General features: G+C 47.9%; 26 protein-coding genes. 13 read left to right on the top strand and 13 right to left on the bottom strand.

Going from position 1 to position 26,889, the window contains the following annotated elements; genetic code table 11:
* Nucleotides 1-29: 29 nt before the first annotated feature.
* The 5 genes from SHD_RS04455 to fadB all read right to left on the bottom strand — a co-directional run bounded on the left by SHD_RS04455 (nt 30) and on the right by fadB (nt 7,722).
* Nucleotides 30-3,218, bottom strand: coding sequence for an amidohydrolase family protein (locus SHD_RS04455; protein WP_023266038.1), 3,189 nt, complete (start codon nt 3,216-3,218; stop codon nt 30-32).
* A 194-nt stretch (nt 3,219-3,412) separates the two neighbouring features.
* Nucleotides 3,413-3,850 (bottom strand): MOSC domain-containing protein, encoded by a 438-nt coding sequence (locus SHD_RS04450; RefSeq protein WP_023266037.1) that lies wholly within the window; start codon nt 3,848-3,850, stop codon nt 3,413-3,415.
* Nucleotides 3,851-3,885: 35 nt separating this feature from the next.
* A complete protein-coding gene (gene tusA / locus SHD_RS04445) occupies nt 3,886-4,131 on the bottom strand; it encodes a sulfurtransferase TusA (protein WP_023266036.1) in 246 nt (81 codons plus the stop codon).
* A 254-nt stretch (nt 4,132-4,385) separates the two neighbouring features.
* The gene (gene fadA / locus SHD_RS04440) at nt 4,386-5,549 is read right to left on the bottom strand and encodes an acetyl-CoA C-acyltransferase FadA (RefSeq protein WP_023266035.1); all 1,164 of its coding nucleotides are present in this window, start codon (nt 5,547-5,549) and stop codon (nt 4,386-4,388) included.
* 22 nt (nt 5,550-5,571) lie between these two features.
* Entirely contained in the window at nt 5,572-7,722 is a 2,151-nt protein-coding gene (fadB, locus tag SHD_RS04435; protein ID WP_023266034.1) for a fatty acid oxidation complex subunit alpha FadB, read from the bottom strand.
* Between the two features lie 443 nt (nt 7,723-8,165).
* Between fadB and pepQ the strand changes: the two genes are divergently transcribed.
* From pepQ to hemG (SHD_RS04415), 4 genes are all read left to right on the top strand, one after another.
* Nucleotides 8,166-9,485, top strand: a complete 1,320-nt coding sequence (gene pepQ / locus SHD_RS04430; RefSeq protein ID WP_023266033.1) for a Xaa-Pro dipeptidase — start codon at nt 8,166-8,168, stop codon at nt 9,483-9,485.
* A 15-nt stretch (nt 9,486-9,500) separates the two neighbouring features.
* The gene (locus tag SHD_RS04425) at nt 9,501-10,115 is read left to right on the top strand and encodes a YigZ family protein (RefSeq protein ID WP_023266032.1); all 615 of its coding nucleotides are present in this window, start codon (nt 9,501-9,503) and stop codon (nt 10,113-10,115) included.
* A 77-nt stretch (nt 10,116-10,192) separates the two neighbouring features.
* Nucleotides 10,193-11,650: a TrkH family potassium uptake protein gene (locus tag SHD_RS04420; RefSeq protein WP_011624678.1), complete on the top strand. Its 1,458-nt coding sequence runs from the start codon at nt 10,193-10,195 to the stop codon at nt 11,648-11,650.
* Between the two features lies 1 nt (nt 11,651).
* The gene (gene hemG / locus SHD_RS04415) at nt 11,652-12,176 is read left to right on the top strand and encodes a menaquinone-dependent protoporphyrinogen IX dehydrogenase (RefSeq protein ID WP_023266031.1); all 525 of its coding nucleotides are present in this window, start codon (nt 11,652-11,654) and stop codon (nt 12,174-12,176) included.
* Nucleotides 12,177-12,230: 54 nt separating this feature from the next.
* On the opposite strand, the gene SHD_RS04410 is transcribed toward hemG (SHD_RS04415), so the two are convergent.
* Complete coding sequence (locus tag SHD_RS04410; RefSeq protein WP_023266030.1) at nt 12,231-12,539, bottom strand: ArsR/SmtB family transcription factor; 309 nt, start codon at nt 12,537-12,539, stop codon at nt 12,231-12,233.
* Between the two features lie 198 nt (nt 12,540-12,737).
* On the opposite strand from SHD_RS04410, the gene hemG (SHD_RS04405) reads away from it, so the two are divergent.
* The gene (hemG, locus tag SHD_RS04405) at nt 12,738-13,292 is read left to right on the top strand and encodes a menaquinone-dependent protoporphyrinogen IX dehydrogenase (protein ID WP_023266029.1); all 555 of its coding nucleotides are present in this window, start codon (nt 12,738-12,740) and stop codon (nt 13,290-13,292) included.
* A gap of 40 nt (nt 13,293-13,332) precedes the next feature.
* Here hemG (SHD_RS04405) and SHD_RS04400 read toward each other — a convergent pair whose 3' ends face one another.
* Genes SHD_RS04400 through def form a run of 5 tightly spaced genes read right to left on the bottom strand, consistent with a single transcriptional unit; the run spans nt 13,333 to nt 18,979 of the window.
* A complete protein-coding gene (locus tag SHD_RS04400) occupies nt 13,333-14,775 on the bottom strand; it encodes a TrkH family potassium uptake protein (RefSeq protein WP_023266028.1) in 1,443 nt (480 codons plus the stop codon).
* A gap of 11 nt (nt 14,776-14,786) precedes the next feature.
* A complete protein-coding gene (trkA, locus tag SHD_RS04395) occupies nt 14,787-16,196 on the bottom strand; it encodes a Trk system potassium transporter TrkA (RefSeq protein ID WP_023266027.1) in 1,410 nt (469 codons plus the stop codon).
* Nucleotides 16,197-16,211: 15 nt separating this feature from the next.
* The gene (rsmB, locus tag SHD_RS04390) at nt 16,212-17,498 is read right to left on the bottom strand and encodes a 16S rRNA (cytosine(967)-C(5))-methyltransferase RsmB (RefSeq protein WP_039977554.1); all 1,287 of its coding nucleotides are present in this window, start codon (nt 17,496-17,498) and stop codon (nt 16,212-16,214) included.
* 2 nt (nt 17,499-17,500) lie between these two features.
* Nucleotides 17,501-18,457 carry a methionyl-tRNA formyltransferase gene (fmt, locus tag SHD_RS04385; RefSeq protein WP_023266025.1) on the bottom strand — a complete coding sequence of 319 codons (957 nt, stop codon included), beginning with the start codon at nt 18,455-18,457 and terminating at the stop codon, nt 17,501-17,503.
* Nucleotides 18,458-18,472: 15 nt separating this feature from the next.
* Complete coding sequence (def, locus tag SHD_RS04380; RefSeq protein ID WP_023266024.1) at nt 18,473-18,979, bottom strand: peptide deformylase; 507 nt, start codon at nt 18,977-18,979, stop codon at nt 18,473-18,475.
* Between the two features lie 125 nt (nt 18,980-19,104).
* Here def and SHD_RS04375 point away from each other — a divergent pair, with 125 nt between their 5' ends.
* The 6 genes from SHD_RS04375 to hemF all read left to right on the top strand — a co-directional run bounded on the left by SHD_RS04375 (nt 19,105) and on the right by hemF (nt 24,137).
* Nucleotides 19,105-20,229 (top strand): LysM peptidoglycan-binding domain-containing protein, encoded by a 1,125-nt coding sequence (locus tag SHD_RS04375; RefSeq protein WP_023266023.1) that lies wholly within the window; start codon nt 19,105-19,107, stop codon nt 20,227-20,229.
* Between the two features lie 11 nt (nt 20,230-20,240).
* A complete protein-coding gene (gene dprA, locus SHD_RS04370; protein ID WP_084294834.1) occupies nt 20,241-21,329 on the top strand; it encodes a DNA-processing protein DprA in 1,089 nt (362 codons plus the stop codon).
* Nucleotides 21,330-21,331: 2 nt separating this feature from the next.
* Nucleotides 21,332-21,808 (top strand): DUF494 family protein, encoded by a 477-nt coding sequence (locus SHD_RS04365; protein ID WP_011620868.1) that lies wholly within the window; start codon nt 21,332-21,334, stop codon nt 21,806-21,808.
* 122 nt (nt 21,809-21,930) lie between these two features.
* Entirely contained in the window at nt 21,931-22,494 is a 564-nt protein-coding gene (locus tag SHD_RS04360; RefSeq protein WP_039977552.1) for a DNA topoisomerase family protein, read from the top strand.
* Between the two features lie 138 nt (nt 22,495-22,632).
* The gene (locus tag SHD_RS04355) at nt 22,633-23,199 is read left to right on the top strand and encodes an L-threonylcarbamoyladenylate synthase (protein ID WP_023266020.1); all 567 of its coding nucleotides are present in this window, start codon (nt 22,633-22,635) and stop codon (nt 23,197-23,199) included.
* Between the two features lie 29 nt (nt 23,200-23,228).
* A complete protein-coding gene (gene hemF / locus SHD_RS04350) occupies nt 23,229-24,137 on the top strand; it encodes an oxygen-dependent coproporphyrinogen oxidase (RefSeq protein WP_023266019.1) in 909 nt (302 codons plus the stop codon).
* 30 nt (nt 24,138-24,167) lie between these two features.
* Here hemF and SHD_RS04345 read toward each other — a convergent pair whose 3' ends face one another.
* The gene (locus SHD_RS04345) at nt 24,168-24,605 is read right to left on the bottom strand and encodes a group II truncated hemoglobin (RefSeq protein WP_023266018.1); all 438 of its coding nucleotides are present in this window, start codon (nt 24,603-24,605) and stop codon (nt 24,168-24,170) included.
* A 171-nt stretch (nt 24,606-24,776) separates the two neighbouring features.
* Between SHD_RS04345 and aroE the strand changes: the two genes are divergently transcribed.
* Complete coding sequence (aroE, locus tag SHD_RS04340; RefSeq protein ID WP_023266017.1) at nt 24,777-25,655, top strand: shikimate dehydrogenase; 879 nt, start codon at nt 24,777-24,779, stop codon at nt 25,653-25,655.
* Nucleotides 25,656-25,675: 20 nt separating this feature from the next.
* A complete protein-coding gene (locus SHD_RS04335) occupies nt 25,676-25,951 on the top strand; it encodes a DUF1488 family protein (protein ID WP_011620874.1) in 276 nt (91 codons plus the stop codon).
* A 75-nt stretch (nt 25,952-26,026) separates the two neighbouring features.
* Here the strand turns inward: SHD_RS04335 and SHD_RS04330 are convergent, their stop codons facing one another.
* Nucleotides 26,027-26,575, bottom strand: coding sequence for a gamma carbonic anhydrase family protein (locus tag SHD_RS04330; RefSeq protein WP_023266016.1), 549 nt, complete (start codon nt 26,573-26,575; stop codon nt 26,027-26,029).
* Between the last annotated feature and the right edge of the window lie 314 nt (nt 26,576-26,889).

Below are 26,889 nucleotides of genomic sequence, written 5' to 3'. Positions count from 1 at the left end.
ATGCCTTTTGTTATTTCACCTTGTTGAGATTAAATTTTCTCGAAGAAGAAAGGCTTACGCTGTTGCTTATTACCATTGAGTTGATTCATCGACTCAGCATCAAACAACTTACCATTGACCATAGTATAAGTGACTTTATCTGTTACTCGAATATCCACTAATGGGTCGCCATCGATAACGATTAAGTCCGCAAGCTTACCGGTTTTAATTGAACCAAGTTGATGCTCTAGACCGAAGGTGGTGGCAGGGTTGATGGTTGCTGTTTTCAGCACATCCATATTGCTCATGCCGCCTTGGGCGAACATCCACATTTCCCAATGTGCGGCTAAACCCTCACGTTGACCGTGGGCGCCAATATTTGGATGAATGCCTAATTTATTAAACTCATTAGCTACTTTAGCAACATTGAAGTGGTTGTAGTGACTGTCTGGGGCGTGGGGGCGACGCATTGATCGAGCTTGCAAAATATCGCTTGGCACATACATAGACAAACGTGGATGTGCCCAAACATCGGTCTTATCATACCAATAGTTTTCACCTGAGATACCGCCGTAGGCGACGACTAAGGTGGGAGTGTAACCGACCTTAGTTTGGCTCCAGAACTGTTTAATATCGTTATAAATACTCGCTACGGGTAACGAGTGCTCCACGGTTGTATGGCCATCGGCAACCATGGTCAGGTTATGTTGTAGCAAGCTGCCACCCTCAGGTACTACCATCATTTCGAGTTCGCGAGCAGCGGCGATAACCTGTTGTCTTTGATTACGACGCGGTTGGTTGTAGCTCTTAACGCTAAAGGCGCCAACTTTTTTGAGTCGCTCTAAATGAAATTTTGCATCATCGAGTGAGTCGATATGCGATGTGTAGCCGGGAGCATTGGCGCCATAAAGAATCGTTCCAGTGGAAAAAATCCGCGGGCCAACGATGTTCCCCGCCTTTTGCTGTTCAGAGGCAGCAAATATCTCCGTGGTATCGTTCGACGGATCATGGATGGTTGTCACACCTAGGGATAAGCTAGAGTAGAGTGCCCAGTTTTGTTGTGGCACGATTTCATCATCGGCCTGTGCGCCGTGGGCATGGGCATCAAACAAGCCAGGCATAATGGATTTGCCACTAATATCGATAACTTGCGCATCCTTTGGAATCACTGTATTCGCATCGCCAACGGCAACAATATGATTGTCTTTGACGATCACTACACCCTTATCTATGACTTGGTCATTTTCCATGGTGATCACTTTGCCGCCGACAAAGGCGACTGTTCCACGTGGAACATCTGCCTTTTCGGTAAAGCCCAAGTTGATAATGCTTGGCTTAGCTTGCTCGTCCTTTTTAAGATACTGGGAATCCACATTGGCTTGGTACAGTTCTGGGCCAAGAGTCCAATAGAGTTGGTTACTCTTGCTATTCCAACTGATGCTTTCGCCAGCCCGCACACTTAACTGTGTGACTGGAAGATTGCTGGCGTTAGGGCCGATTTCAACGGTTTCACCATGTTTTGCGAAGGGGGTGACCCAAACTTTAAAACGTTCGGCAAAGGCGAGTTGTTCGCCATCGGGTGAAACTCTAAATTCGGTCGCATGCTTACTGCTGTAGTGAACGCGTTTATCAAACCCATCTAGATTAATTGAGGCAAGCTGTGGCGTGTCGTTATCACCAGTGTTCATAAAGAAAATGCGGTCGGCTGAAGCGCCGAATTGTGCTTGATAACCCTCTGCGCTAATTTTCTTATTTTGTTTGGTTTTTAAATCAACCTTGTACAGGCCGGGTTCCTGCGACCAAGTACGAGGTGTTAGATGTCCACCTTGGGTTTTACGATACACCACAAGTTCGCCATCAGGAGAAAAGGTGGGCTCAACGTATTTGCCTGGTTCTGTGGTAAGTTGTTTCGCTTTACCACCTTTTGCACTGATCACTTGTACTGTACCCTGGTCTTGGTCATTCCAAGTTGTGAAGACAATATTTTTGCCATCACGCGACCACTGAGGATAGAGTTCTTCAATGTCGTTACCTAACTCGGTTAAGCGTGACATCTTGCCATCGGGAAGTGTCTTCAACCAGATTTTACCCAATGCTTCGAAGGCGACTTTGCTGCCATCCGGTGAAACTTGTGCCATTCGCAGCATTTTTACGTCGAATACATCCTTATCAATATCTTGTTTAAAGCGTACTGAAGGCTGAACCTCTAACTGGGTTTTTACGCTGAAGGGAATGTTGGTGACCGTTTTATTGGCAACATTTAGGCGATTGATTTTGCCCTTAGCCCAGAAAAAAATATCTTTGTTATCTTGAGTCCACGCCATGGTGGGATAGACACCGTGGATAGCCCAAGTCTCTTGCATATCGCGGTCTAAATCGCCATACAGCTTAGTCGTTTCGCCGGATTTCAAATCGAGCAAATACAAGGAGGATTGGAAATCATCTCGCTTGATGTACGCCAGTTTGGTGCCGTCAGGGCTCGGTGTTGGACGAATGGCGCCACCAGTTCCTTCGATCAAGATTTCAATATCACCCGTTTTGGTATCGTAACGCTTGATTTTATAGATGCCGTTTACTGAGTCTTTGGAATAATGGAAGGTTTTGCCTGGGGTGTCATCTTGGCTAAAGTAAATGTAACGACCATCGGGTGAATAGGCTGGCTCACCTAAATCCTTTTCATCGTTAGGACGTTCTGTGAGTTTAACACCTTCGCCACCTGCGACATGGTAGAGCCAGACTTCGCCGGCACCTAAACTACGACTGGCAGTAAAATGCTTGCGACCGACTAAATATTGCGAATCAGGGCTCCACGCAGGACTGTTGAGTAAACGAAAGGTTTCCGTCGTAACTGTGCGTGGATTGCTGCCGTCGGCATCCATAATCCAAATGTTGTCGCCGCCATCCGCATCTGAGGTGAAGGCAATATGTTTACCATCCGGGCTATAGACCGGTTGCATTTGCCAGGCGATGCCTTGGGCTAATGGTTTGGCTTCGCCACCAGTGACGGGGATTTGATAAATATCACCCAGTAAATCAAACACTAAATGTTTACCATCTGGGCTGACACTGATGTTCATCCAAGTGCCTTCGGTTACGTCTATGGTCACTTTCTCTAGAGGGGCATTGGCTGGCGCATTGACGTCCCAACTGGGTTTTTGGGCATCTGTTGCCTGTACGGTATGGGAACTAAGGCCAAGCATCAGGGCGATATAAAGCGGTGTCAGCTTAGGTTTCAACATGTTATGTCCTGTTATCGTTATTCTAGGTTTTTATTGTTGTCGGAAAAGATAAATTTTTGTTAATGCTGAGCTAAGTTATCGCATAAATACCCAGTAAGGAAAATGGAAATACTGTTTCAATTAATGACCGGAGAGGATACTGAGGGGATAAAGCTGTAGGAGAGTAATGCGCCTTACTCTCCGTTAGTTGATGACTAGTCTAATGTCACGGGATCGCCGATGTGGATCATAGCGTCATTGACCACGCGGCAGGTGACTCCGCCTCGCCAATCAGGAGTAAGCGCTGATTCCAAGCCAGCATGAGCCTGTTCCATTTTCTTGCAGGGATCGGTTTCACCAGTCACTTCGAGGCAGAGATCACCAATCCGTAGCAGCTTACCAACGTCTACCGAGCTAAAAGTTAATCCATCTATTAATAGGTTTGCTCGGCGGGTCGTCCAAGGTAAATTTGCACCTATACTTTGACACGCAATTTGCCACTGTTGCAGCGACAGTACTGTGACTTGCCGTTTACCTGGGTGACCAAATACATCTTTTTCGACACCGCGGTGCTGAGTAACATTTGCACACAGCACTTCGTTCATTGGTCCACGTTTAACTGTTTTGTAGGCGATAGAAACTAGTTTCGGCATTTCTGATGTCCTTATCCTAATGTCGATGTTGGGACTTAGAGTCCCTTTTTAATCAAATATTGATAGGGTGTTTGGTTGGTTTCACTAGCGATTAAGGTGTGATCCATAAACTCACAAAAACTAGGAATATCACGTGTGGTCGCAGGATCATCAGCGATAATTAGCAGTGTTTCACCTTGTGCCATTTGTCTTACCGTTTTACGCACCATCATTACCGGTTCTGGGCAGCGTAAACCAAGAGCATCCAGTTTGTGTTGTGCGGTTGAGAATACGTCGTTCATATGACCTCGACTGAACGGTTAAACAGAATTGGCTAATGTTACTCCAGTGGTTTGGATAAACCAAGTTGGTGGTCTGATTTTGTGATGGAGCGGTTAATTGGGTTTATTCTGTTTTATTTATCCAATAATAAGGATTGGCAAGATGTTTCACGTGGAACAAATTATTTCACGATGATAATTTTTAAAGCTGCATAAAATAAAAAAGCCGGAACAGGAGAGTGTGTCCGGCTTTTTAGAGTGATATTTAGATGTGATTAGACTCGTTCGAAAACGGTCGCAATACCTTGGCCTAAACCGATACACATAGTGGCTAAACCTAAGGTCGCATCTTTGTGTTCCATCAGGTTGATCAGCGTTGTCGAAATACGTGCACCAGAACAGCCCAGTGGATGGCCAAGCGCAATTGCGCCACCGTTCAGGTTGATCTTGTCATCTACAACGTCCATCAGACCAAGGTCTTTAACGCAGGGTAGAGACTGAGCAGCAAACGCTTCGTTCAGTTCGATAACATCTAAATCATTGATTGTGATGCCAGCGCGAGCAAGAGCTTTTTGAGTTGCAGGTACTGGACCGTAACCCATAATTGCCGCGTCGCAACCTGCCACAGCCATTGAGCGGATACGGGCACGGATTGGTAGACCCAAAGCACGTGCTTTAGATTCTTCCATCACCAACATTGCCGAAGCTCCGTCAGATAATGCTGAAGAGGTACCCGCAGTAACAGTACCGTTTGCAGGGTCGAATACTGGGCGCAGCGCCGCTAATGACTCCATTGAGGTTTCTGGGCGAATCACTTCATCGTGAAGCACTTTAATCAGTGCGCCGTTAGCATCATGGCCTTCGATGCCATAGATTTCCTTGGCAAAGCGGCCTTCAACTGTGGCAGCGTAAGCGCGTTGGTGTGAACGCACAGCAAAAGCATCTTGCTGCTCACGGGTGATGCCGTGAAGCTTACCTAACATCTCTGCGGTTAAACCCATCATGCCAGACGCTTTGGCGACGTTATTGGCTAAACCTGGGTGGAAGTCCACACCGTGGTTCATTGGCACGTGGCCCATATGTTCAACACCACCGATGATGAAGGTGTCGCCCATACCGGTCATAATTGCGCGAGCGGCTTGGTGGATGGCTTCCATTGAAGAACCACATAGGCGGTTCACTGTCACAGCGCCAGCCGTTTTCGGGATACCGGCCAGCAATGATGCGTTACGGGCAATGTTGAAGCCTTGTTCTAGGGTTTGTTGCACGCAGCCCCAAATGACGTCTTCAATGGTATTGGGATCTAATTGCGGGTTACGCAGTAATAGACCTTTCATTAATTCGGCAGAGAGTGTTTCTGCACGTACATTACGGAACACCCCTGCCTTAGAACGGCCCATAGGAGTACGAATGCAATCTACGATAACAGCTTGTTTCATAATTAAATTCCTTTCCCGCTAATTAGGCTTGGTAGTAGCTACCGTTGTTGGCTGCAAGGGCACGCATGGCGTCGGTGACTTGATACAAACCACCTAAGTGAGCGTATTTGTCTGCTAAGGCGACAAAGTTCGCTACGCCCATAGTATCTAAGTAACGGAATACACCACCACGGAATGGAGGGAAACCTAAACCATAGACCAAGCCCATATCCGCTTCGGCAGGTGATGCCACAATGCCTTCTTCTAAACAGCGAACGGTTTCGATAATCATTGGGATCATAGTGCGGGCGATGATTTCATCCGCATCGAATGCTTTTTGCTCACCAAAGGCGGCCTTCAGCAGCTCGTAGCTGGTTGGGTCGACATCTTTCTTTGGCTTACCGCGGCTATCTACAGAGTAAGCGTAGAAGCCTTTACCATTCTTCTGACCGAGACGTTTGTTCTCGAACATCACGTCAATCGCGTCATTGCCAGTTTTGCCCATACGATCGGGGAAGCCTTCGGCCATTACCGCTTGCGCGTGGTGACCTGTGTCTAGGCCGACAACGTCTAGCAGGTAAGCCGGGCCCATTGGCCAGCCGAATTGTTTTTCCATCACTTTATCGATAGCGGCAAAGTCGCCACCCTCGGCGAGCAGGCCGTTAAAGCCAGCAAAATAAGGGAAGAGTACACGGTTAACGAAGAAACCTGGGCAATCATTTACAACGATTGGGGTTTTACCCATTTTGCTGGCGTAGGCGACAACAGATGCGATGGTTTCTTCTGAGCTGTGCTCGCCACGAATAACTTCAACCAATGGCATTTTGTGCACTGGATTGAAGAAGTGCATACCGCAGAAACGCTCAGGTTTTTTCATGCTCTTGGCGAGCAGGTTGATTGAAATGGTTGACGTGTTAGAGGCGATAATCGCATCTTCACTCACGTATTGTTCAACTTCCGCCAGTACTTGTGCCTTCACTTTGGGATGCTCAACAACGGCTTCAACAACCACGTCAGCATGTTTCACTGGAGCATAGTCTAAGGCTGGAGTGATGTTGTTCAGCACTTTAGCCATTTTTTCTGGGGTAGAGCGGCCGCGAGCAACTTGCGCAGATAACAGTTTTGCGGCTTCGCCTAAACCTAGATCTAATGCAGGTTGAGCGATATCCTTCATCACAATTGGCGTGCCTTTGCTGGCGCTTTGGTAAGCGATACCGCCACCCATGATACCAGCACCTAATACGGCGGCGCTTTTCACATCTTTAGCGAGCTTGCCCGCTTTCTTAGCCTTGCCTTTTACTAATTGGTCATTCAAGAATATACCGATCAACGCTTTGGCTACATCGGTTTTCGCTAACTTGATAAATGCTTGATGCTCAATTTGCAGCGCTTCGGCTCGGCCTTTGGTCGCCGCTTGCTCAACTACATTTACCGCCGCCATTGGTGCAGGATAATGTTTGCCAGCGACAGAGAAAACCATACCTTTAGCGGTTGTGAAAGACATCATGGCTTCGAGTTTTGGTAAGGTCAGTGGTGACATCTTACGTTGGCGACGGGCTTGCCAATCAAGCTTTTCTGCAACCGCGTCTTTAAGCATTTGAATGGCGGCAGCTTCTAAAGCCTCTGGCGCAACAACGGCGTCAACCGCGCCTACTTTTAAGGCATCTTCTGGACGTTGATCTTTACCCGTGGTGATCCACTCAAGAGCGTTATCTGCACCAATCACACGTGGTAAACGCACTGTGCCACCAAAGCCTGGGATAATACCTAGTTTGGTTTCGGGTAGACCGATTTTGGCTGTGGTGTCGGCGATACGGAAATCCGTTGCCAGAATAGTTTCACAACCGCCGCCTAAGGCAAAACCTTTAATTGCAGAAGCGGTTGGGAAAGGTAAATCTTCGAGTTTGTTGAATACGGCGTTGGCCTGTTCAACCCAAGAGAGCAGTACCGCATCATCCTGTGCGAATAAGCCTAAAAATTCAGTAATGTCGGCACCCACGATAAAGGTATCTTTACCTGAGGTCAGCACTAAGGCCTGAATGTTTGATTGTTGTTTAATGCTGTCTAATGCGGCATCGAGTGAGGCGAGTGTTTCTCTGTCGAATTTGTTCACCGAACCGGGTGCGTTAAAGCACAGCTTGGCAATATTATCCTCGAGTAACTCAACCTGAATTGTAGGACTTTGGTAGATCATTGCTTGCTTCCTTTTGGCTTAAAAGTGATACCCACCATTATTTGTTGGTGTTAGTACGACTCTCTATCTCACAGCAGCTTCGGCCATCATTTGACCAGTTGTGTGCCAGTGTGCTTCGAAATTCGATAAATTACAACACCCAATTTAAACGACTGTTTAATTTCTTGTCGGCTAGAGTGAATTTTAAGCTTTGTGATACACTGCACAAAGTGTAGAAGTGCCAGATTACGCTAAAGAGTACGTGGTGGGAATTTGTACTTTAGCGGTATTACTCGCTGGCTAAATGGATAATTTTATTTTTAGAATTAAAAGCATAGGCTTAAATCGAGAATTTGCTAACCTGCGAAGTAATAGGGCATAAGCGAAGGAAAACACTGAGCCTGTATGGCTTAGTCAGATTTGCGGTTTTTTTATTAACTATCGTTCATTACAGGATATGACACATGGATCACTTGGCTCATCACTATCATGCCCACATCGCCGAGCTTAATCGTCGAGTCGCTGAAATTGTATCGCGTGAAGCATTATCAGGTTTAGTGATCCACTCGGGTCAGCCACATCGAATGTTTTTGGACGACATTAATTATCCTTTTAAAGCCAATCCCCATTTCAAGGCCTGGCTACCTGTGCTGGATAACCCTAACTGCTGGTTAGTGGTGAATGGGCGCGATAAGCCGCAACTGATTTTTTATCGCCCTGTGGACTTTTGGCATAAGGTATCTGACGTGCCGGAGATGTTCTGGACCGAGCATTTTGAGATCAAGTTACTCACTAAGGCCGATAAGGTTGCCGAGCTATTGCCTAGCGATATCGCCAACTGGGCGTATTTGGGTGAGCATTTAGATGTGGCTGAGGTGCTGGGTTTCACCAGTCGCAATCCTGACTCTGTGATGAGCTATCTGCATTTCCACCGCACTACTAAAACCGAATATGAGCTCGAATGTATGCGCCGTGCCAACCAGATTGCGGTGCAAGGGCATTTAGCTGCTAAAAATGCTTTCTATAACGGTGCGAGCGAGTTTGAAATTCAGCAGCAGTATTTATCTGCCGTGGGACAGGGCGAGAACGAAGTGCCCTACGGTAATATCATTGCCTTAAACCAAAATGCGGCGATTTTGCATTACACCGCGCTTGAACATCAAAATCCGGCGCGCCGCTTATCTTTTTTAATCGATGCGGGTGCCAGTTACTTTGGCTATGCGTCGGATATCACTCGTACCTATGCGTTTGAGAAGAATCGTTTCGACGAATTAATCACTGCCATGAATAAGGCGCAGCTCGAACTGATTGATATGATGCGTCCGGGTGTGCGTTATCCCGATTTACATTTGGCGACCCATGGCAAAGTCGCGCAAATGCTGTTGGATTTTGAGTTAGCCACGGGCGATGCCCAAGGTTTAGTCGACCAAGGTATTACCAGCGCCTTCTTCCCCCACGGACTCGGTCATATGTTAGGTTTGCAAGTGCATGATGTGGGAGGTTTTGCCTTCGATGAGCGTGGTACCCATATTCCGGCCCCTGAGGCACATCCGTTCCTGCGTTGCACCCGCATTTTGGCTCCAAACCAAGTGCTTACCATGGAGCCAGGTTTGTACATTATCGACACGTTACTCAATGAGCTAAAACAAGATAGCCGTGGCCAGCAGATCAATTGGCGCACCGTTGATGAGCTGCGACCTTTCGGTGGTATTCGTATCGAGGATAATGTGATTGTGCATCAAGATCGAAACGAAAATATGACCCGCGAACTGGGCTTAGCGTGAGTTTAGGGAGAGCGAGTGCTCGAAAGTTATCTGATACCGAGTGAAAATGTGCAGATAGAAGAAGAGATAAAGCATAGCCGCTTTATCTCTTTTCTATTTCATTGCACGAGTTTAGAACAATTGAAGTTAGTACTTACTGACATAAAGCGAGATTATCCTGGCGCCAGTCATTATTGCTATGCCTTTATTGCAGGAGCACCCAACGACAGCATTGCCATCGGTTCGAGTGACGATGGAGAGCCTGCGGGCAGTGCAGGTCGTCCAATGCTCGCAGTATTGCAAGGTGCGAATATTGGTGAAGTCGGTGCCGTGGTTGTGCGTTTCTATGGTGGTACTAAGTTAGGCGTGGGCGGTTTAGTGCGTGCCTATACCTCGGGATTACGCCAAGGTTTAGGGCAATTGCCGACGCGAGTGAAGCAATTACGTTATCCAGTAAAACTGCATTGTGATTACACCCAATTAAGGGATGTTGAGCATCTACTGCAGCAGTTAGACGCGGTGATCATCGATAAGCAATTTGCCGAAGCCATTGATATCCATTTTGAAATAGGCAAACAACAGCAGGGCATATTGAATGAATCGTTGGCTACTTTGAGTCAGGGCAGCCTGCGCGCAGAGTTTGAGCTGTGATGCCTGCGTAAATTATGCCAAAATATGCAAAATGCTGAAAATACCTTTGCAGCCAATGGAATAATTGAACAAGCGGAATGCAATACAAAACCATAATAAGAATCATAGGTCTGCTTATCGGCCTGTTCTCCATCACTATGCTGCCGCCAGCCTTAATCGCCATTTGGTATAACGATGGCGGTGGTACTGCGTTTATTCAGGCATTTTTTGTCAGCTTATTTATCGGTTTTTGGCTCTGGTATCCTAATCGTCGCTGCAAAGAGGAATTGCGAACCCGCGAGGGGTTTCTGATTGTGGTCCTGTTCTGGACCGTTCTTGGCTCCATCGGTGCCTTGCCTTTTATCTTCTCAAGCCAACCCGATCTCAGCTGGACCGACAGTTTTTTCGAATCCTTCTCCGCACTGACCACCACGGGAGCCACAGTCATTGTCGGACTGGACTCCTTACCTAAGGCCATTCTGTTTTATCGACATTTGCTGCAATGGCTCGGCGGTATGGGGATCATCGTTCTAGCTGTGGCGATTCTGCCAGTGTTGGGCGTTGGGGGCATGCAGCTGTATCGCGCCGAGATCCCAGGGCCCGTGAAGGACAGTAAGATGACGCCGAGGATTGCCGAAACGGCCAAGGCGTTATGGTACATCTATCTATTGCTAACCATTGCCTGCGCGGGCGCTTATTGGCTGGCGGGGATGAGCGTATTCGATGCAGTGTGTCACTCGTTTTCGACCATCGCCATCGGGGGCTTTTCGACCCACGATGCCAGTATGGGATACTTCGATAGCTCAGTGATCAACCTGATTTGCGTGTTCTTTTTGATTGTCTCAGCGGTGAACTTTAGCGTTCACTTTGCGGCATTTTCGCGCCGCGGGATCAATTTTAGAGTCTATTTCCGAGATACAGAATTCAAGATGCTGGTGGCGATTCAGCTGGTGCTAACGGCGATTTGCTTCTTAACCCTTTATCACTCAGGGATTTATGACTCACCAGAAGAAACCTTAGATCACGCTTTATTCCAAGCGGTTTCGGTGGCGACGACCGCAGGCTTTGGTACCGAAAGCTTCCATATGTGGCCGCTGTTCCTGCCGATTCTGTTGATCTTCTCAAGCTTTATCGGTGGTTGTGGTGGCTCAACTGCGGGCGGGATTAAGGTGATCCGGGTTATCCTGTTGCTGTTGCAAGGTTCACGCGAACTTAAACGTCTTGTTCACCCTAAGGCGATGTTCTCAATTCGTATCGGCTCCAAAGCATTACCTGATCGGGTTGTCGATGCCGTGTGGGGATTTTTCTCCGCCTACGCCTTAGTCTTCGTGCTTTGTATGTTGGCATTGATGGCCATGGGACTGGACGATATTACCGCCTTTAGTGCCACGGCGGCCTGCTTAAATAACCTCGGCCCAGGGCTTGGGGAAGTAGCAAGCAACTACGCTAGTATTGGTGATGGCGCCAAATGGGTACTGGTGGTGGCTATGTTATTTGGTCGCCTCGAAGTCTTTACCTTGCTGATTTTGTTCACGCCAACTTTCTGGAGGGATTAACATGCAGACACTAATCATCTATTCGACAATCGATGGCCAAACACTGGAAATCTGTCGCAAAATCAAATCGCTTGCCGAACAAGCGGGTGAGCAAGTGTCTTTAGTGAGTTTAGAACAGGCCGAAGCCCTAAGCCTTGCCGATTTCGATAAGGTGTTGATTGGCGCGAGTATTCGTTATGGCAAACATAGGCCCGATCTCTACCAGTTTGTGAATCGCAATCATGCTGTGTTGGACAGTAAAATCAACGGCTTTTTTACTGTGAATGTGGTGGCGCGCAAGCCATTAAAAAACACACCAGAAACCAATCCTTATATGCAAAAGTTCCTCAAATTATCCCTGTGGCAGCCACAGCAATTGGCAGTGTTTGCGGGCAAGATTGATTACCCTAAATACGGCTTATTCGACCGCACTATGATCCGCTTCATCATGTGGATGACAAAGGGACCGACCGACCTAAAGGGCACCTTCGAGTTTACCGACTGGGGTAAAGTTGAAGCCTTTGGGACGCACTTTAGCAAGCTGTAAAAATGATAAAGCCCTAGTCTCAGCTAGGGCTTTATTGTTACTGCATGACTGGATTTATACGGCGCAGTAACGGCTGTGGAGAATCGAAATCACTTGGGTGACTTGCTCATTCTTAAGCTTGTAATACACAATCTGCGAGCTCTTACGGGTATCGACTAAGTCTTCGGCTCGCAACACTGCTAAATGCTGTGATAGTGCCGATTGGCTCAAGGGCACAGTCTCATTCAGCTCGGTTACGCTCAGCTCTTTATCCAGCAATAGGCACAAAATCATTAAGCGATAAGGATTCGCTATGGCTTTGAGCCATTTAGCCGCACTTTCCGCATTCGTTACCATTGCATTTACATCAATATCATTTTGCATAAGGTACTCACTTTATCGCTTTTGATTAGATAATTCTAATTGAAGATGTTTCTATACGCAATCATACTGCTCGGCAATTCAGATCTCAATTTTTGCATTTCAGAATATGAGACAACGCTGATTTGTGATCCTATTAGGAGTTTATTTAACCAATGATTGCCACAATGGTGACATACTTTTACTGAACGGGAATACCCCATGACACGCATTCTGGTGCTTTATTTTACCCGTGGTGGCCATACGGCCAAAATAGCGAATGCGATTGCGCAGCAATTAACCCTGCGTGGCGCCAAGGTTGACTTGGTGGATATTAATAGTGCGGCGGCCACCAGAATTAACTGGCCCGATTATCAACTGGTGGCACTAGGGGCTTGTGTGCTCTATGGCACCTACGATAAGAGCGTATTTCAATTTATTGAGCAGAATGCGCCAGCTTTGAGTGCGTTGCCAAACAGTTTCTTCTGCGTCAACGTGGTGGCGCGTAATCCGGAGAAACGCATCCCCGAGAACAACAAATACCTGCAAAAATTCATTGCTTTATCACCTTGGACTCCCGCCGATTTGAAGATTATCGCCGGTAAGGTAGATTACCCCTCATGGCCTTGGTACGACAGGCTGATGATCCAGCTGATTATGAAAATCACCAAAGGACCAACGGATCCTAAGGCGGTGATCGATTATACCGACTGGGAAGATGTGAAGGTCTATGCCGACCATCTGCTAACCTTGGCCGAGGTTGCTGAACTCGCCTAATAAAAATGCGCTCTGTGAGCGCATTTTTGCTTTATAACATTTAGTACTTCCAAAAACTGGGATGGAACAGCACTGCTACGGTTAAAATCTCTAAGCGGCCGAGCAACATACCCAAAGAAAGCGCCCATTTAGCCAAATCGGGCAGCGTCGAGAAGTTACCCGCTGGGCCAATGATGGGGCCAAGCCCGGGGCCAACGTTGGTGACTGCGGTAATGGCACCGGTAAAGCTGGTCATGGGGTCGAGTCCCGTCAGCACCAGAATCACAGATAATCCAACAATCACAAACATAAACAGCAGCACAAAGGTGATCAGTGAACGCACAATATCTTCACTGATCAAACGGTTGTTATAGCGCTCTCGGAAGATGCCATTGGGGTGACATTGCTGCTTTAACTGCTCGCGCATAATGGCGCCAGCAATTTGGAAGCGGAAGATTTTAATCCCGCCAGAAGTCGAGCCAGAACAGCTACCGACGAACATTAAGAACAGGAAAGCGATATTGGCAAAAGCACCCCAAGCGCCATAGTCTGTTAAACCATATCCAGTTGTCGTGACCACAGATACAACGTTAAAGCTGGATAAGCGCAGCGCATCGATAAGGGCTATATCCCTCGTTTGCCACAGCCAGAAGCCAATAAAACAAGACACAAAAGTGAGGAAAAATAAGAAGCCTTTGACTTGAGCGTCGTTCCACACTTTTACATCACGCTGTTGTATCATTTGTACAAACATCAGCAGGGGTAAACCACCCGCCGCCATAAACACAACGCCAACCCAATGGGCAGAATTCGAAAACGCCGCCATTGAGCTATCTGAAGTAGAGTACCCTCCCGTCGACAGTGTGGTCATCGCATGGTTGATGGCTTGAAACCAAGTCATACCAGCAAGATGATAGGCAACACAGCACATCACGGTCAGTAAGATATAGATAAAAAAGAGATGCTTAGCCATATTTTGGGTGCGTGGTACCGCTTTATCGCTCCAATCCGATGATTCGGTGCGGAACAGCCGCATACCACCAACGTTTAAGAAGGGCAGAATCGCTACTGCCATCACAATAAAGCCTATACCGCCGAGCCATTGCAATAACGAGCGCCAGATTAAGATACTGTGATCCATAGTATCTAAGCCCGAGAGCACGGTTGAACCTGTGGTGGTAATACCGGACATGGTCTCGAAGAAGGCGTCCGTATAGCCAATGCCGTGGTACAAGGTAAATGGCATGGCGGCAAACAGGCTCACGATCAGCCAGGTGAGGCTGGTGAGCAGAAACATATCGCGAATATTGAGGTTAATGGTTTTGCTCTGGCCGTTATGCAAACAGAGGCTGGCGCAAATCCCTGTGACTAAAGCCGACAGCATGAAAGATCCCACGGTTTCCTCTCCGTTGAACACGGCAAGGAGCAGGGGCGCTAACATAAAGGCTGTTAACATCGACAGAAACAGCCCCAAAATAAACAATAGCGGTCTATAGTTCAGCATAAGATAATGACTTAGAAGAAGAAAGCGCTAGGTTGGAACAGTTTCTCGACTTCGCCGACAAACTTTTTGTTCACGAGGAACAGAATTACGTGATCCCCTTGCTCAATCACTGTCTTGTCGTGGGCCATCAGCACTTCTTCATTCCGTACTATGGCGCCAATGGTCGTTCCCGGCGGCAGCTTGATATCGCCAATCGCCTTGCCAACAACCTTGGATGTGCTGGAGTCGCCATGGGCAATAGCTTCAATCGCTTCGGCGGCGCCACGGCGTAACGAATACACGTTACAGATATCGCCTTGGCGGATGTGGGTCAGTAAGGCTGAAATCGTCGCCTGCTGGGGTGAAATTGCGATATCGATATTGGCTTCTTGCACAATATCCACATAGGCTTCGCGCTGGATCAGTACCATCACCTTTTTCGCCCCCATGCGTTTAGCGAGCAGAGCGGACATGATGTTGGCTTCATCGTCGTTGGTGACGGCAATAAACACGTCGGTTTGGTCGATATGTTCTTCGAGCAGCAACTCTTGATCTGAAGCATCACCACAAAATACCGTGGTATTTTCAAGCTGTTCGGATAAAGATTCGGCGCGTTCAAACTTATGCTCAATCAGCTTGACTGAGTGGGTGCGTTCGAGGCGTTTAGCCAAGCCTAAGCCGATGTTACCACCGCCGGCAATCATGATATTGCGGTAGGAGTTATCCAGCTTTTGCATCTCACTCATTACGGCGCGGATATGGCGACTGTCGGCGACGAAAAACACTTCGTCATCGGCTTCGATAATCGTTGTGCCACGGGGCATGATAGGGCGACCTTGGCGGAAAATCGCTGCCACCCGGGTATCAATATTTGGCATATGCTCGCGCAGTGCGGCCAAGGCATTACCGACTAAAGGGCCGCCGTAATAGGCGCGAACCGCAACTAAACTCAAGCGGCCTTCGGCAAATTCGAGTACTTGCAGCGCCCCAGGATATTCAACCAAACGTTGAATGTAAGCGGTCACTAACTGTTCAGGTGCGATAAGTTCATCGATCACAAAACCGCCGCGGGGACGTCCCTCGCTATTTTTGGTTTCACTGTCGATAAATAATTTATCGCGCATAGCCAAATAAGGTTCGGAGCGAATACGGGCGATTTTAGTCGGTGTACCAAATAGGCTGTAGGCCATTTGGCAGGCAACCATGTTGCATTCATCGCTGTTGGTCACAGCAATCAGCATGTCGGCATCTTCGGCGCCTGCTTCTTTGAGTACATCGGGGTGGGCACCATGGCCCGCCACGACGCGAAGGTCATATTTATCCTGCAGGGCGCGTAATCTGGATTTGTCGCTATCGACTATGGTGATATCGTTGTTTTCACCCACCAAATTTTCGGCCAAGGTTCCCCCGACTTGACCCGCACCTAATATGATAATTTTCATGGCCTTGCTTACTTCCTAATGGGTCGCTTTCAATAAACGGGCGTAATAAAACCCGTCCATGTTGTGTTGTCCCGGCGTGATTTGCCAACCAATATCTTGGCTTGAAGCCTGCTGGGCAAGAGTGTCTAGCTTAGCATCTGCGGTTCTGGCTAAAAATGCACTAATTTGGTCTCGATTTTCCTGCGGCAAAATAGAGCAAGTTGCATACAGGAGTGTGCCACCGGGCTTGAGCCACTTCCAGCAGTGATCGAGAATTTGTCTTTGCAGCTCAGCCAGTTCTTCGATGTCATGGTTTTTACGTAACCACTTGATATCGGGATGACGGCGGATAACGCCCGTCGCCGAGCAAGGTGCGTCGAGTAAGATACGATCAAACTGTTCACCCTGCCACCATGAGTCGATGTTGGCCGCATCGCCATGAATAACTTCCGCTTTTAATGACAAACGGTCAAGGTTCTGTTGCACGCGCTCGAGACGTTTAGCATCGAAATCGACGGCGACCAGTTGGATGCTGGGTTCAAGTTCGAGTAAATGGCAACTTTTGCCGCCCGGTGCCGCACAGGCATCTAGGATCAGTTCGTTGGCTTGCGGAGCCAGCAAGGTCGCGGCCCATTGGGCGGCACCATCTTGCACCGAGGCCGCACCTTCATGGAAGCGCGGCAATGTCGCCACATCCTTAGGATGGGCCAGCAGTATGGCATCGTCACTGAGGCCCACACTGGCTTCTATCTCTTGCTCACTCAGGGCGGCAAGATATGCATCGCGGCTCTGGGAGAGGCGATTGTTGCGTAACCACATAGGTGGACGCTCATGGCTTTGCTGGATTATCTCTTGCCAATTATCGGGATAAGCGGCTTTTAAGCGCTTAATTAACCAGCCCGGCGTGTTGTAGCTTAAGGTCTCTGACTCTGTGCTCAGCGGTGTTAATTGGCGCTGAATATTACGCAGCACGGCATTGACGACCTTAACCATGCCCTCAAATTTTAACTGACGGCAGGCCTCGGCGGTTTCGGAGATGGCGGCATGGCTTGGAATGCGAGTAAAGTAAAGTTGATAACAGCCAACAATTAATAGCTGGTGGATGATCCTTTGTTTACCTTTAAGCGGCTTAGCCAAACACTCCGCCACGCGTTTTTCGATCTGCGGCAAGGTACGCATCACGCCGTAGCATAGCTCTGCGAGCAGGGCTTTATCTTTACCACTGGCAAGATGCTTTTGCTGTTCTGGCAGTGCAACTGAAAGTGACACGCCTTTCTCTAAGACTTCGAAGATGGCTTTGGCCGCCAGTGCACGCAAGTTCATCATTATTGCGCCTCGTTATTAAGACGAGTATTTGGGGTAAACCAATCGGCGCGGGCATTGAGTATGTCGGCCACGCTGAGTGGTTTTTTACCGGGTAATTGCATGCTGAGCAGAGTTAACACACCATCGCCAGTGGCGACTTCAATGCCTTTTTTACTTGCGCTAATAATAGTGCCGGGTGCGGCATTGCTGCTGGTGGTGCTGACTTGGGTCTGCCACACCTTGATGGTATTGCCTTGGTGCTCAAAATAGCTCACTGGCCAAGGATTGAAGGCGCGGACTTCTTGCCACAATTGAGTTGCGGATTTGCTCCAATCGAGTCTCGCTTCTTCTTTACTGAGCTTTTCGGCGTAGTTAGCTAAGGCTTCATCTTGTTTTTCAGCCGCTAGAGTGCCGTTGGCTAAACCTTCGAGTGCTTGCAGCAGTGCGTCTGGCCCTTGCAGAGCTAACTTCTCGTAAAGGGTGGCGGAAGTATCATCATCTTCAATCGGCAAGTAGGTTTTCAGTAGCATGTCGCCCGTATCTAGGCCGACATCCATTTGCATGATAGTCACACCGGTTTCTTTATCGCCTGCCCACAATGCGCGTTGAATCGGCGCCGCACCGCGCCAGCGTGGCAAAATAGAACCATGAACATTGATACAGCCTAAACGCGGCGTGTCGAGCACTACTTTAGGCAGGATTAAGCCGTAGGCGACCACCACCATAATATCGGCATTGAGGGCGGCAAGTTCTTGCTGCGCGGGTTCTTTACGCAGTGAACCTGGCTGATAAACCGGAATGTCGTGGCTGACTGCGAGTTCTTTCACTGGGCTGGCGGTGAGTTTTTTACCGCGCCCTGCGGGTCTGTCCGGCTGAGTGTAGACGGCAATCACATTGTGATGTGAGTTGATCAGCGCCTGTAAATGGCGAGCGGCAAAATCCGGTGTTCCGGCGAAGATGATATTGAGTGGTTTCAAATCTGGTCCTAATGCTTATCTGGCGTCCTGTCTGGCCGCTTTTTCAAGTTTCTGTTTGATCCGTTGGCGCTTCAATGGCGACAGGTAATCGACAAATAACTTACCTTTGAGGTGATCCATTTCATGCTGAATACAAATAGCAAAAAGCTCATCGGCTTCAACGGTGAATTCATTACCGTGTCTATCCAGTGCCTTGACGGTAACAAACTCGGCGCGGTCGACCTTGGCATAGATACCTGGGACTGACAGACAACCTTCTTCGTTACAGAAATCACCGCTACTGGCAATAATTTCGGGATTGATAAAGACTTTAGGACGATCGACCTCGTCTTGTAAATCCATCACGATCAGTTGTTTATGATAGTCGACTTGGGTTGCTGCCAGACCAATGCCTTTTTCTTGGTACATGGTCTCGAACATATCATCGATTTGTGTTTGCAACTCAGCAGTAAACTCTGTGACCGGGGTCGCTTGAGTTCGCAATCTTTCATCGGGAAAGCGTAAAACTTTTAATAGTGCCATACTTAAACTCTTAACAAGTCTGTCAAATCTCTATCAGTTGGTTATACTGACTGAGGCTAATGGGCTAATTTTAATCTTTAGTGCCAATCAATAACAGTAAAAGCTCGATTTAAGAGCTAAACAACATGGACCGCACCATGAAACGGCTAATTTTACTTGCGTTAATGACATTTAATTGCACGTTGGTTTCCGCTGATACTCTCACGCTGAAAGCAGGGCATCCCGAGTCATATGTGGTAAAGAAGGGCGATACCCTGTGGGATATCTCGGCTACCTTTTTAAATGATCCTTGGAAGTGGCCACGTTTATGGGATGTTAACCCCCAGATTGCTAACCCTCATTTAATTTACCCCGGCGATCAGCTCACTTTAGTTTTTATCGATGGCCAACCCAGATTAGTGCGTAATGGTGCTAACGAGGGTAAACCCCATATTCGCAAAACTCCAGAAGGACGCGTGATAGCCAAGAGCAATGCGGTTCCTGCGGTTGACTTAGCGTTAATCCAAAATTATCTGGTGCAAAACCGTGTGGTAGATACCGACTGGTTTGCACAACAACCTATGGTGCTCGCAGGTGAGAGTCCTTCGCGTCACCATGTAGTTGGCGATGTGATTTATATCGATAGCGAACTGCCCTTAAACCAAAAGCTGGGTATGTATGAGCGCGGCCGTGAATTCTTTAATAAAGAAACGGGTGAGGCCTTAGGACAAGAAGCGATTCTGGCATCGACAGGCCAAGTTATAGAATCTGGTAAAGTGTCTAAGGTAAAAATCCTCAGCAATTACCGTGAAACTAAAGCGGGCTTTAGAGCGTTGCCTATGGAAGATGAAGCCTTAATGTCGGCTTATTTTACGCCAAAACCTGCAGAGCTTAAGACACCTGCGACCGTACTGGCGATTGAGTCAAAAATGCGTGAAGCTGGTAAACTCAATGTCGTCTATCTTGATAAAGGCACGCAGGATGGTGTTAAGCCTGGTGAAGTGTTCTCTATTTACCGCGATGGCGAAGAAATTGTGATCAATAACGATGGCCAACCAGTTCCTGCAATCGAACGTACAGCCTATGACAATGTGGTGGCGTCGATTTCATCAGATCGCTCGCTCAAAATGCCCGATGTTTATAATGGTAAATTGTTAGTATTCAAAGTGTTTGATAAAGCGAGCTTAGGTTTGATTGTCTCGACTGAACGTTCTGTTCGTGTCGACGATAAATTAATGGCGCCAGACTCCTTAGCCTTTAGAGGTCAATAATTACTGAATATTTGGTCGACTGGTTAATTGTAAGTGCGGTATCTGGGCTAGGACCCGCCCGGACACAACAATTATTAACGCACATGGATGTGGACGACCTCAGGCAAAGATTGGAGCATGAAAGACACTCGCTCCCTTTGTCTGATAATCTACTCCATAGCCTAGTTATTGATTATCAAAGGGTTGATGCCGCCCTTGAGTGGCAGCAACAGTCCGAACAGCATCACCTCGTTTGTTTTACCGATCCCCTTTATCCTCCATTACTTAAACAGTTACCCGATCCTCCAAGCGTCTTGTTTATCAAAGGCTGCGTTGAGGCGCTGTTGCTCCCCTCGCTCGCGATAGTAGGGAGTCGTAATGCGTCTCCCGGTGGATTACAGGTTGCTTATCAGTTAGCTCGAGAGATGTGCGCGCTAGGATTTAGTATTTGTAGCGGCATGGCGATGGGGATTGATGGCGCCGCCCATAAAGCCTGTGTTGACCATGGTGGAAGAACGCTTGCCGTGCTCGGAACGGGGATTGATATTATTTATCCGCGTCGACATAAGCAGCTTTATGAGGATATTCAGCACCAAGGCTGTATAATAAGCGAGTTTTGGCCGGATATAGGGCCTTTTGCAGGCAATTTCCCGAAACGAAACCGCATTATTAGCGGTCTTTCTTTAGGTACGCTGGTAGTTGAGGCTTGCCGTAAGAGTGGTTCACTCATCACCGCAAGGTTAGCGATGGAGCAGGGGCGTGAGGTCTTTGCGGTTCCGGGCTCGATTCTCGGCGGCTTTCATCAAGGCTGCCATGATTTATTACGGGATGGGGCAAAACTTGTGGAGAGTGCGGCCGATATAGTGGAAGAGCTGGTAAGTTTGACGGCTTTTCACCTTGAAGAAGTCAACACTCGCCACCATATACAACAAGGTGAGATTTGTGATTTGCCATTTTCATCGCTGTTAGCTAGTGTAGGTTATGAAACTACAACAATTGATGCTGTAGTCGAACATAGTGGGAAAACGATAGATCTGGTGTTAGAACAAATGCTTGAACTTGAGTTGCAAGGTTGGGTTGTTGCAGTACCCGGTGGTTACGTCAGAGTAAAGAGGAGCTAGCCATGTTTGATATCCTCATGTATCTATTTGAAAACTATGTTCACAGTGAAGTTGAACTATTAGTGGATGAAGACGAGTTAACCAAGGAACTCACTCGTGCTGGTTTTCACCAGTCAGAGATTTTGAAAGCCTTAACTTGGTTGGAGCGTCTGGCTGAGTTGCAGGAAGGGGATAAGCCTTACCTGTGTAATCATGATCAGCATTCATTTCGGATTTATACCAAAGAAGAAATGGAAAAGCTGGACGTGGAATGCCGTGGATTCTTGCTATTTTTAGAGCAAGTGAAAGTGCTGAATGTCGAAACCCGTGAGATGGTGATCGACAGAGTCATGGAACTCGATGAGCCTGCCTTGATCCTCGAAGATCTTAAGTGGGTGATTCTGATGGTGCTCTTTAATGCGCCCGGCCATGAGTCCGCCTATGAGCAAATGGAAGATTTAATTTTTGAGCAGCCTGAAGAAGGTCGGCTACATTCTTAAGCGTTGCGATGTGATGAATAATGAGAAAGGAGGCTAGCCCTCCTTTTTTGATGCCATAAGCTTGTTAATACCTGTGTGATGAGTTATCTGCGGATTAGACGCAATGACTGGTGGTAATGATTATGTCTAAGATCGATGAACAACTATTTAGTGCCCATGAGCACGCACTGGAAAAAGAATACGAGCTATGCCCAGAGTGTGGCAGCGAGTTGTCGGTAAAACATAGCAAACATGGGAGTTTTATTGGTTGTAACAACTATCCCACTTGCCAATATACCCGTCCTTTAGTGCAGCATGAATCGATTGAAACCCAAGTGATTGAAGGTTCCAAGTGTCCTGAGTGTGGCCATGAGTTGGCGGTCAAATCGGGGCGTTTTGGTATCTTTATCGGTTGCACCCAATATCCCAGTTGTACCCACATAGAAAGGCCTGATCAGGAGAACGATAAACCTGAGGTGGCATGTCCCGAATGCAAAACTGGCAAGCTTGAGCATCGTACCAGCCGTTTTGGTAAGAGTTTTTATGCTTGCAGTGCATATCCCAAATGCAAATTCATCGTGAATTATCCTCCCGTTGCCGAAACTTGCCCGAGTTGTGGCTTTGGTATTTTAGTCGAGCGCAAAGGGGCCGCGGGGATGCGTTTAGAATGTCCGCAAAAAAGCTGTAAATACAAACGCGCGCTTTAGTGTGATCTAGCTCTAAAGATTTGGTCGTATAAACATCCTTGGGTATAATCCCCCATCGACCACGGATGGGGTGGCCAAGGGCTAAAAATGCCAAAACGTGTTTGTAGAAATCGATTCAATTTATAAGGTGATATTAAGATGTTACAGCTGCACCCATCTGAAATTAAAGACATAGTGCTAAACGGTGGTGTTATCGCCTATCCCACTGAAGCCGTTTACGGTTTGGGCTGCGATCCCGACAACGACACCGCCATCCAAAAATTACTCGCGGTAAAGCAACGTCCTTGGCAGAAGGGGCTTATCTTAGTGGCAAGCGAGTTTTCCCAGTTAGTGGATTATGTCGATGAGTCACAGTTGAGCGCCGAGCAACTCGAGTTTGCCTTTTCTAAATGGCCTGGTCCCTTTACCTTTGTAATGCCGATTAAGCCGCATGTTTCGCGCTATCTATGTGGTGAGTTTGATTCTATCGCCGTGCGCGTCTCCGCCCATGAAGGGGTGCGCGCCTTATGCCAAGCCTTAGGTAAACCACTGGTCTCGACTAGCGCCAATTTAGCAGGCGAAGATCCCGCACTCTGCGCTGATGAAATTCTTAATGCCTTTGAGGGTAAGATTGATGCCTTAGTGTTAGGGCGATTAGGCGAGCAGCGTCAACCCTCCACCATTATTGATGCCCGCAGCGGTAAGATATTACGTAACGGACAATAACTGATTTATAACGCAAAGGATAAAAGCAGATGAGCGTGCCAGATGCGACAGTGGTAAAAGCATTTTTACTCGATCTACAGAATCGAATTTGTGCGGGTCTTGAGCAATTGGATGGCCAAGCAAGCTTTGCGGCTGATTCATGGACGCGCACCGAAGGCGGTGGTGGTACCAGTCGTGTATTAACCCAAGGTGCGGTATTCGAGCAAGCTGGGGTGAACTTTTCCCATGTAACAGGTGCGGCCATGCCCGCATCGGCAACGGCTCATCGCCCAGAGTTGGCGGGTCGTAGTTTTGAGGCCATGGGCGTTTCTTTAGTGATTCACCCTAAAAATCCTTATATTCCAACTACCCATGCTAACGTGCGTTTCTTTATCGCCCATAAAGACGGCGCGGATCCCGTTTGGTGGTTTGGTGGTGGCTTCGACTTAACGCCTTACTATCCTTTCGAGGAAGACGTACGCGAATGGCATCAAACCGCTAAAAATCTGTGTCTGCCCTTTGGCGACGACGTATATCCTAAATATAAGAAGTGGTGTGATGAGTATTTCTTCCTGCCACATCGTAATGAAACCCGCGGCGTGGGCGGATTGTTTTTCGATGACTTGAATCAAGCTGGCTTCGATAAGAGTTTCGATTTTATGCAAGCGGTGGGGAATGGCTTCTTAACCGCTTATGCGCCGATTGTTGAGCGCCGTAAAGAGACGCCCTATGGCGAGCGTGAGCGTGAGTTCCAATTGTATCGTCGCGGTCGTTATGTTGAGTTCAATCTGGTATACGACAGAGGCACCTTGTTTGGCCTGCAAACCGGTGGTCGCACAGAGTCTATTTTGATGTCAATGCCGCCATTGGTTCGCTGGCAATATGCTTATACGCCAGAGTCGGGTAGCCCTGAGGCAGATCTCTACGATAATTACCTCAAGCCTCGAGATTGGGTATAAGCACGCTAATATGAATTGCGTAATCGTACTTTACTGATTACGCATATGATCGGCCAGAGTGGAAATCGCCTCATAGATAGCGGCGCGATGCTCTGGCTTTTTTATATGTTTTTCAATGGCAAACTTCATGCAAAATAGCCATTGATCTCGCATAGTCTCATCTACCGCGAAGGGCATATGCCGAGCGCGTAATGCGGGATGACCATACTTTTGCTGATATAACTGCGGACCGCCGAGCCAGCCGCTTAAAAATTCATAGAGCTTTTGTTCCGACTCCGCAATCGGCGCTCGGTGAATCGCGAATAAAGCTTGTGTTTCTTCTGAGCTTGCCATTTTCTGATAGAAACTATTGGCAATCGCGCGGATCACTTTGTCGCCACCAATTAAATCATAGGCATTAGACTGATTCGGATCCCTGTCATCCGGCACGCTTGTGTGTTTACTAAAAATCTTTTTAAGCCAGTTCATAGGTCTAACTGCACTGCAATCTACAATATTGATGCGCGCATTATAGCCTGAATGCCACTGCGAAACAGGAGGCCAAAGTCAGGTACAACAACTTAGGCTCGCCATTAAGCTGTGCTACCGCCGAAAAGCACGCTAGACTGCAAGCCAATCACAGCCAATAGAATCCCACAGATGACAGATATGCCCTCAGTAACTACGCCAGCGCTTGATCGATATGCCGTGTTTGGCAATCCGATAGGTCACAGTAAATCGCCCTTTATCCATGGACAGTTTGCGTCCCTTACGCAACAGTCTTTGAGTTATGAAGCGATTCTGGCGCCTATTGATGGTTTTGAAGCGAGTTTACGAGCATTTTTTCAGGCGGGAGGAAAGGGCGCGAATGTGACTGTACCCTTTAAAGAGCAAGCCTTTGCCCTCTGCGATAGCTTAAGTGCCGAAGCGACGCTGGCGGGTGCGGTCAATACCCTAAGCTTGTTGGCCGATGGCACTCTTTATGGTGATAACACCGATGGTCTGGGGCTGGTGGCCGATCTTGTTCGCCATCTCGGCAGTTTGCAGCATAAGCGGGTACTCTTGGTTGGTGCAGGCGGTGCGGCGCGCGGCTGTATCTTGCCATTGCTCAAGGCTGAAGTCGGGCAATTGGTTATCACCAACCGAACCCAAAGTAAGGCACAGGCCTTAGTGGATATTTTCAGCCAAGTACAAGAAGGGCGCTACAGCGATAAACTCCAGGCTGTATCGATGTCAGAGTTGTCGGGGGTGTTCGATTTAGTGATTAACTCGACCTCAGCGAGTCTAGCGGGAGAGTTACCGCCACTGTCACAGTCCATCATAGGCAACAAAACGGCTTGCTACGATATGATGTATGGCGCCAAACCAACAGCATTTAATCAATGGGCTTTGCAACAGGGTGCAGCGCAAGTGATTGATGGACTGGGTATGCTTGTCGGTCAAGCGGCGAAGAGTTTTGCACTTTGGCGTGGCGTCGAGCCAGATACCTCAGGAGTGCTTAAATTGCTCAGGGACAAACTGCAGGTCGACGCGCAATAGAGGCTCAAGAGGAAGAGAAGATGAATCAGAGTATTTTATTCCCCGATCTGCAACATTGGGATGAAACCCAAAAACACATTTGCTTTATTGCCCAGCAGCAGGGAATGAACATTAAGTGTTATATCAGCGCGCAGAAGCTGGCGCAGTTAAATGATTTTTCGCCTCAGCCCAATAGCGATGAAGCGGCTGCCATGTTAGCACTATTTGATGCGGTGCGATTCGATGCGGAAGAAATGGCAGAAGCCTTAATTGAAGCAGAAGAGTTTGATGAGTTTGGCGCAGTACACTTAGGCTAAGTACAACGCAATAGGCTAAGCACAACCCAAGCGAGATGGCAGCTTAAATACTGCCATCTCGATTTAATAGAAACATTATTCTGGCTGAGGTTCTGCCAAGTATTCGTTTTTCAAGCGCACATAGTTATCTGCAGATTCAGGTAAAAACTTCAATTCCGCTTCAGTTAAAGGTCGCGCCTGTTTTGCTGGGCTGCCGACATATAAGTAGCCGCTCTGCAGCACCTTGCCTGGCGGTACTAACGAACCCGCACCTAAAATCACATCATCTTCTAATATTGCACCGTCGAGGATAATTGCGCCCATTCCCACTAATACACGATTGCCAACCTTGCAGCCATGCAGCATCGCCTTATGCCCAATCGTCACATCATCACCAATGATCAGTGGATGACCATCAGGACGAGAGGCGGATTTACGGGTCACGTGCAATATACTGCCATCCTGCACATTGGAGCGCTTACCAATACGAATGTAGTTTACGTCACCACGCGCCGCCACCATAGGCCAAATGCTGGCATCTGTATCTAAAGCGATATCGCCAACGAGTACCGAAGCAGAGTCTACATACACATTATCGCCGAGTTGTGGATGAATCCCTTGGTAAGTTCTGAGTGGCCCTGACATAAAAAAGTCCCTAATTGAATGGTTTTTCGCATTATAAAGGCTAAAAACTGACAGGTCAGGTCAAATATCCAACGAACAGCGTAAAAAAGCTAATTATCTTTAAATTAGGGGTTGCACAAAAAGTTCTGCTGCCTATAATGCGCATCCACTGACACGGCAGACAGCGAAAGCGAATGCGGTTACAGTACGAATCGAATGCAAATTGTGCACTTGATTCGAAAGCCTCAAGAAGTTTGCAAAAACGCCTTGACGCCAAATGGGAAATGCGTAGAATACGCAGCCCTGACCCGCTGAGCGGTAACGCGAAGTGAGTG

The organism is Shewanella decolorationis S12, assembly GCF_000485795.1.
GTDB classification, from domain to species: domain Bacteria; phylum Pseudomonadota; class Gammaproteobacteria; order Enterobacterales; family Shewanellaceae; genus Shewanella; species Shewanella decolorationis.
Note: the sequence above shows the minus strand (reverse complement) of the source record. Positions and strands in the feature narration are given on the sequence as shown.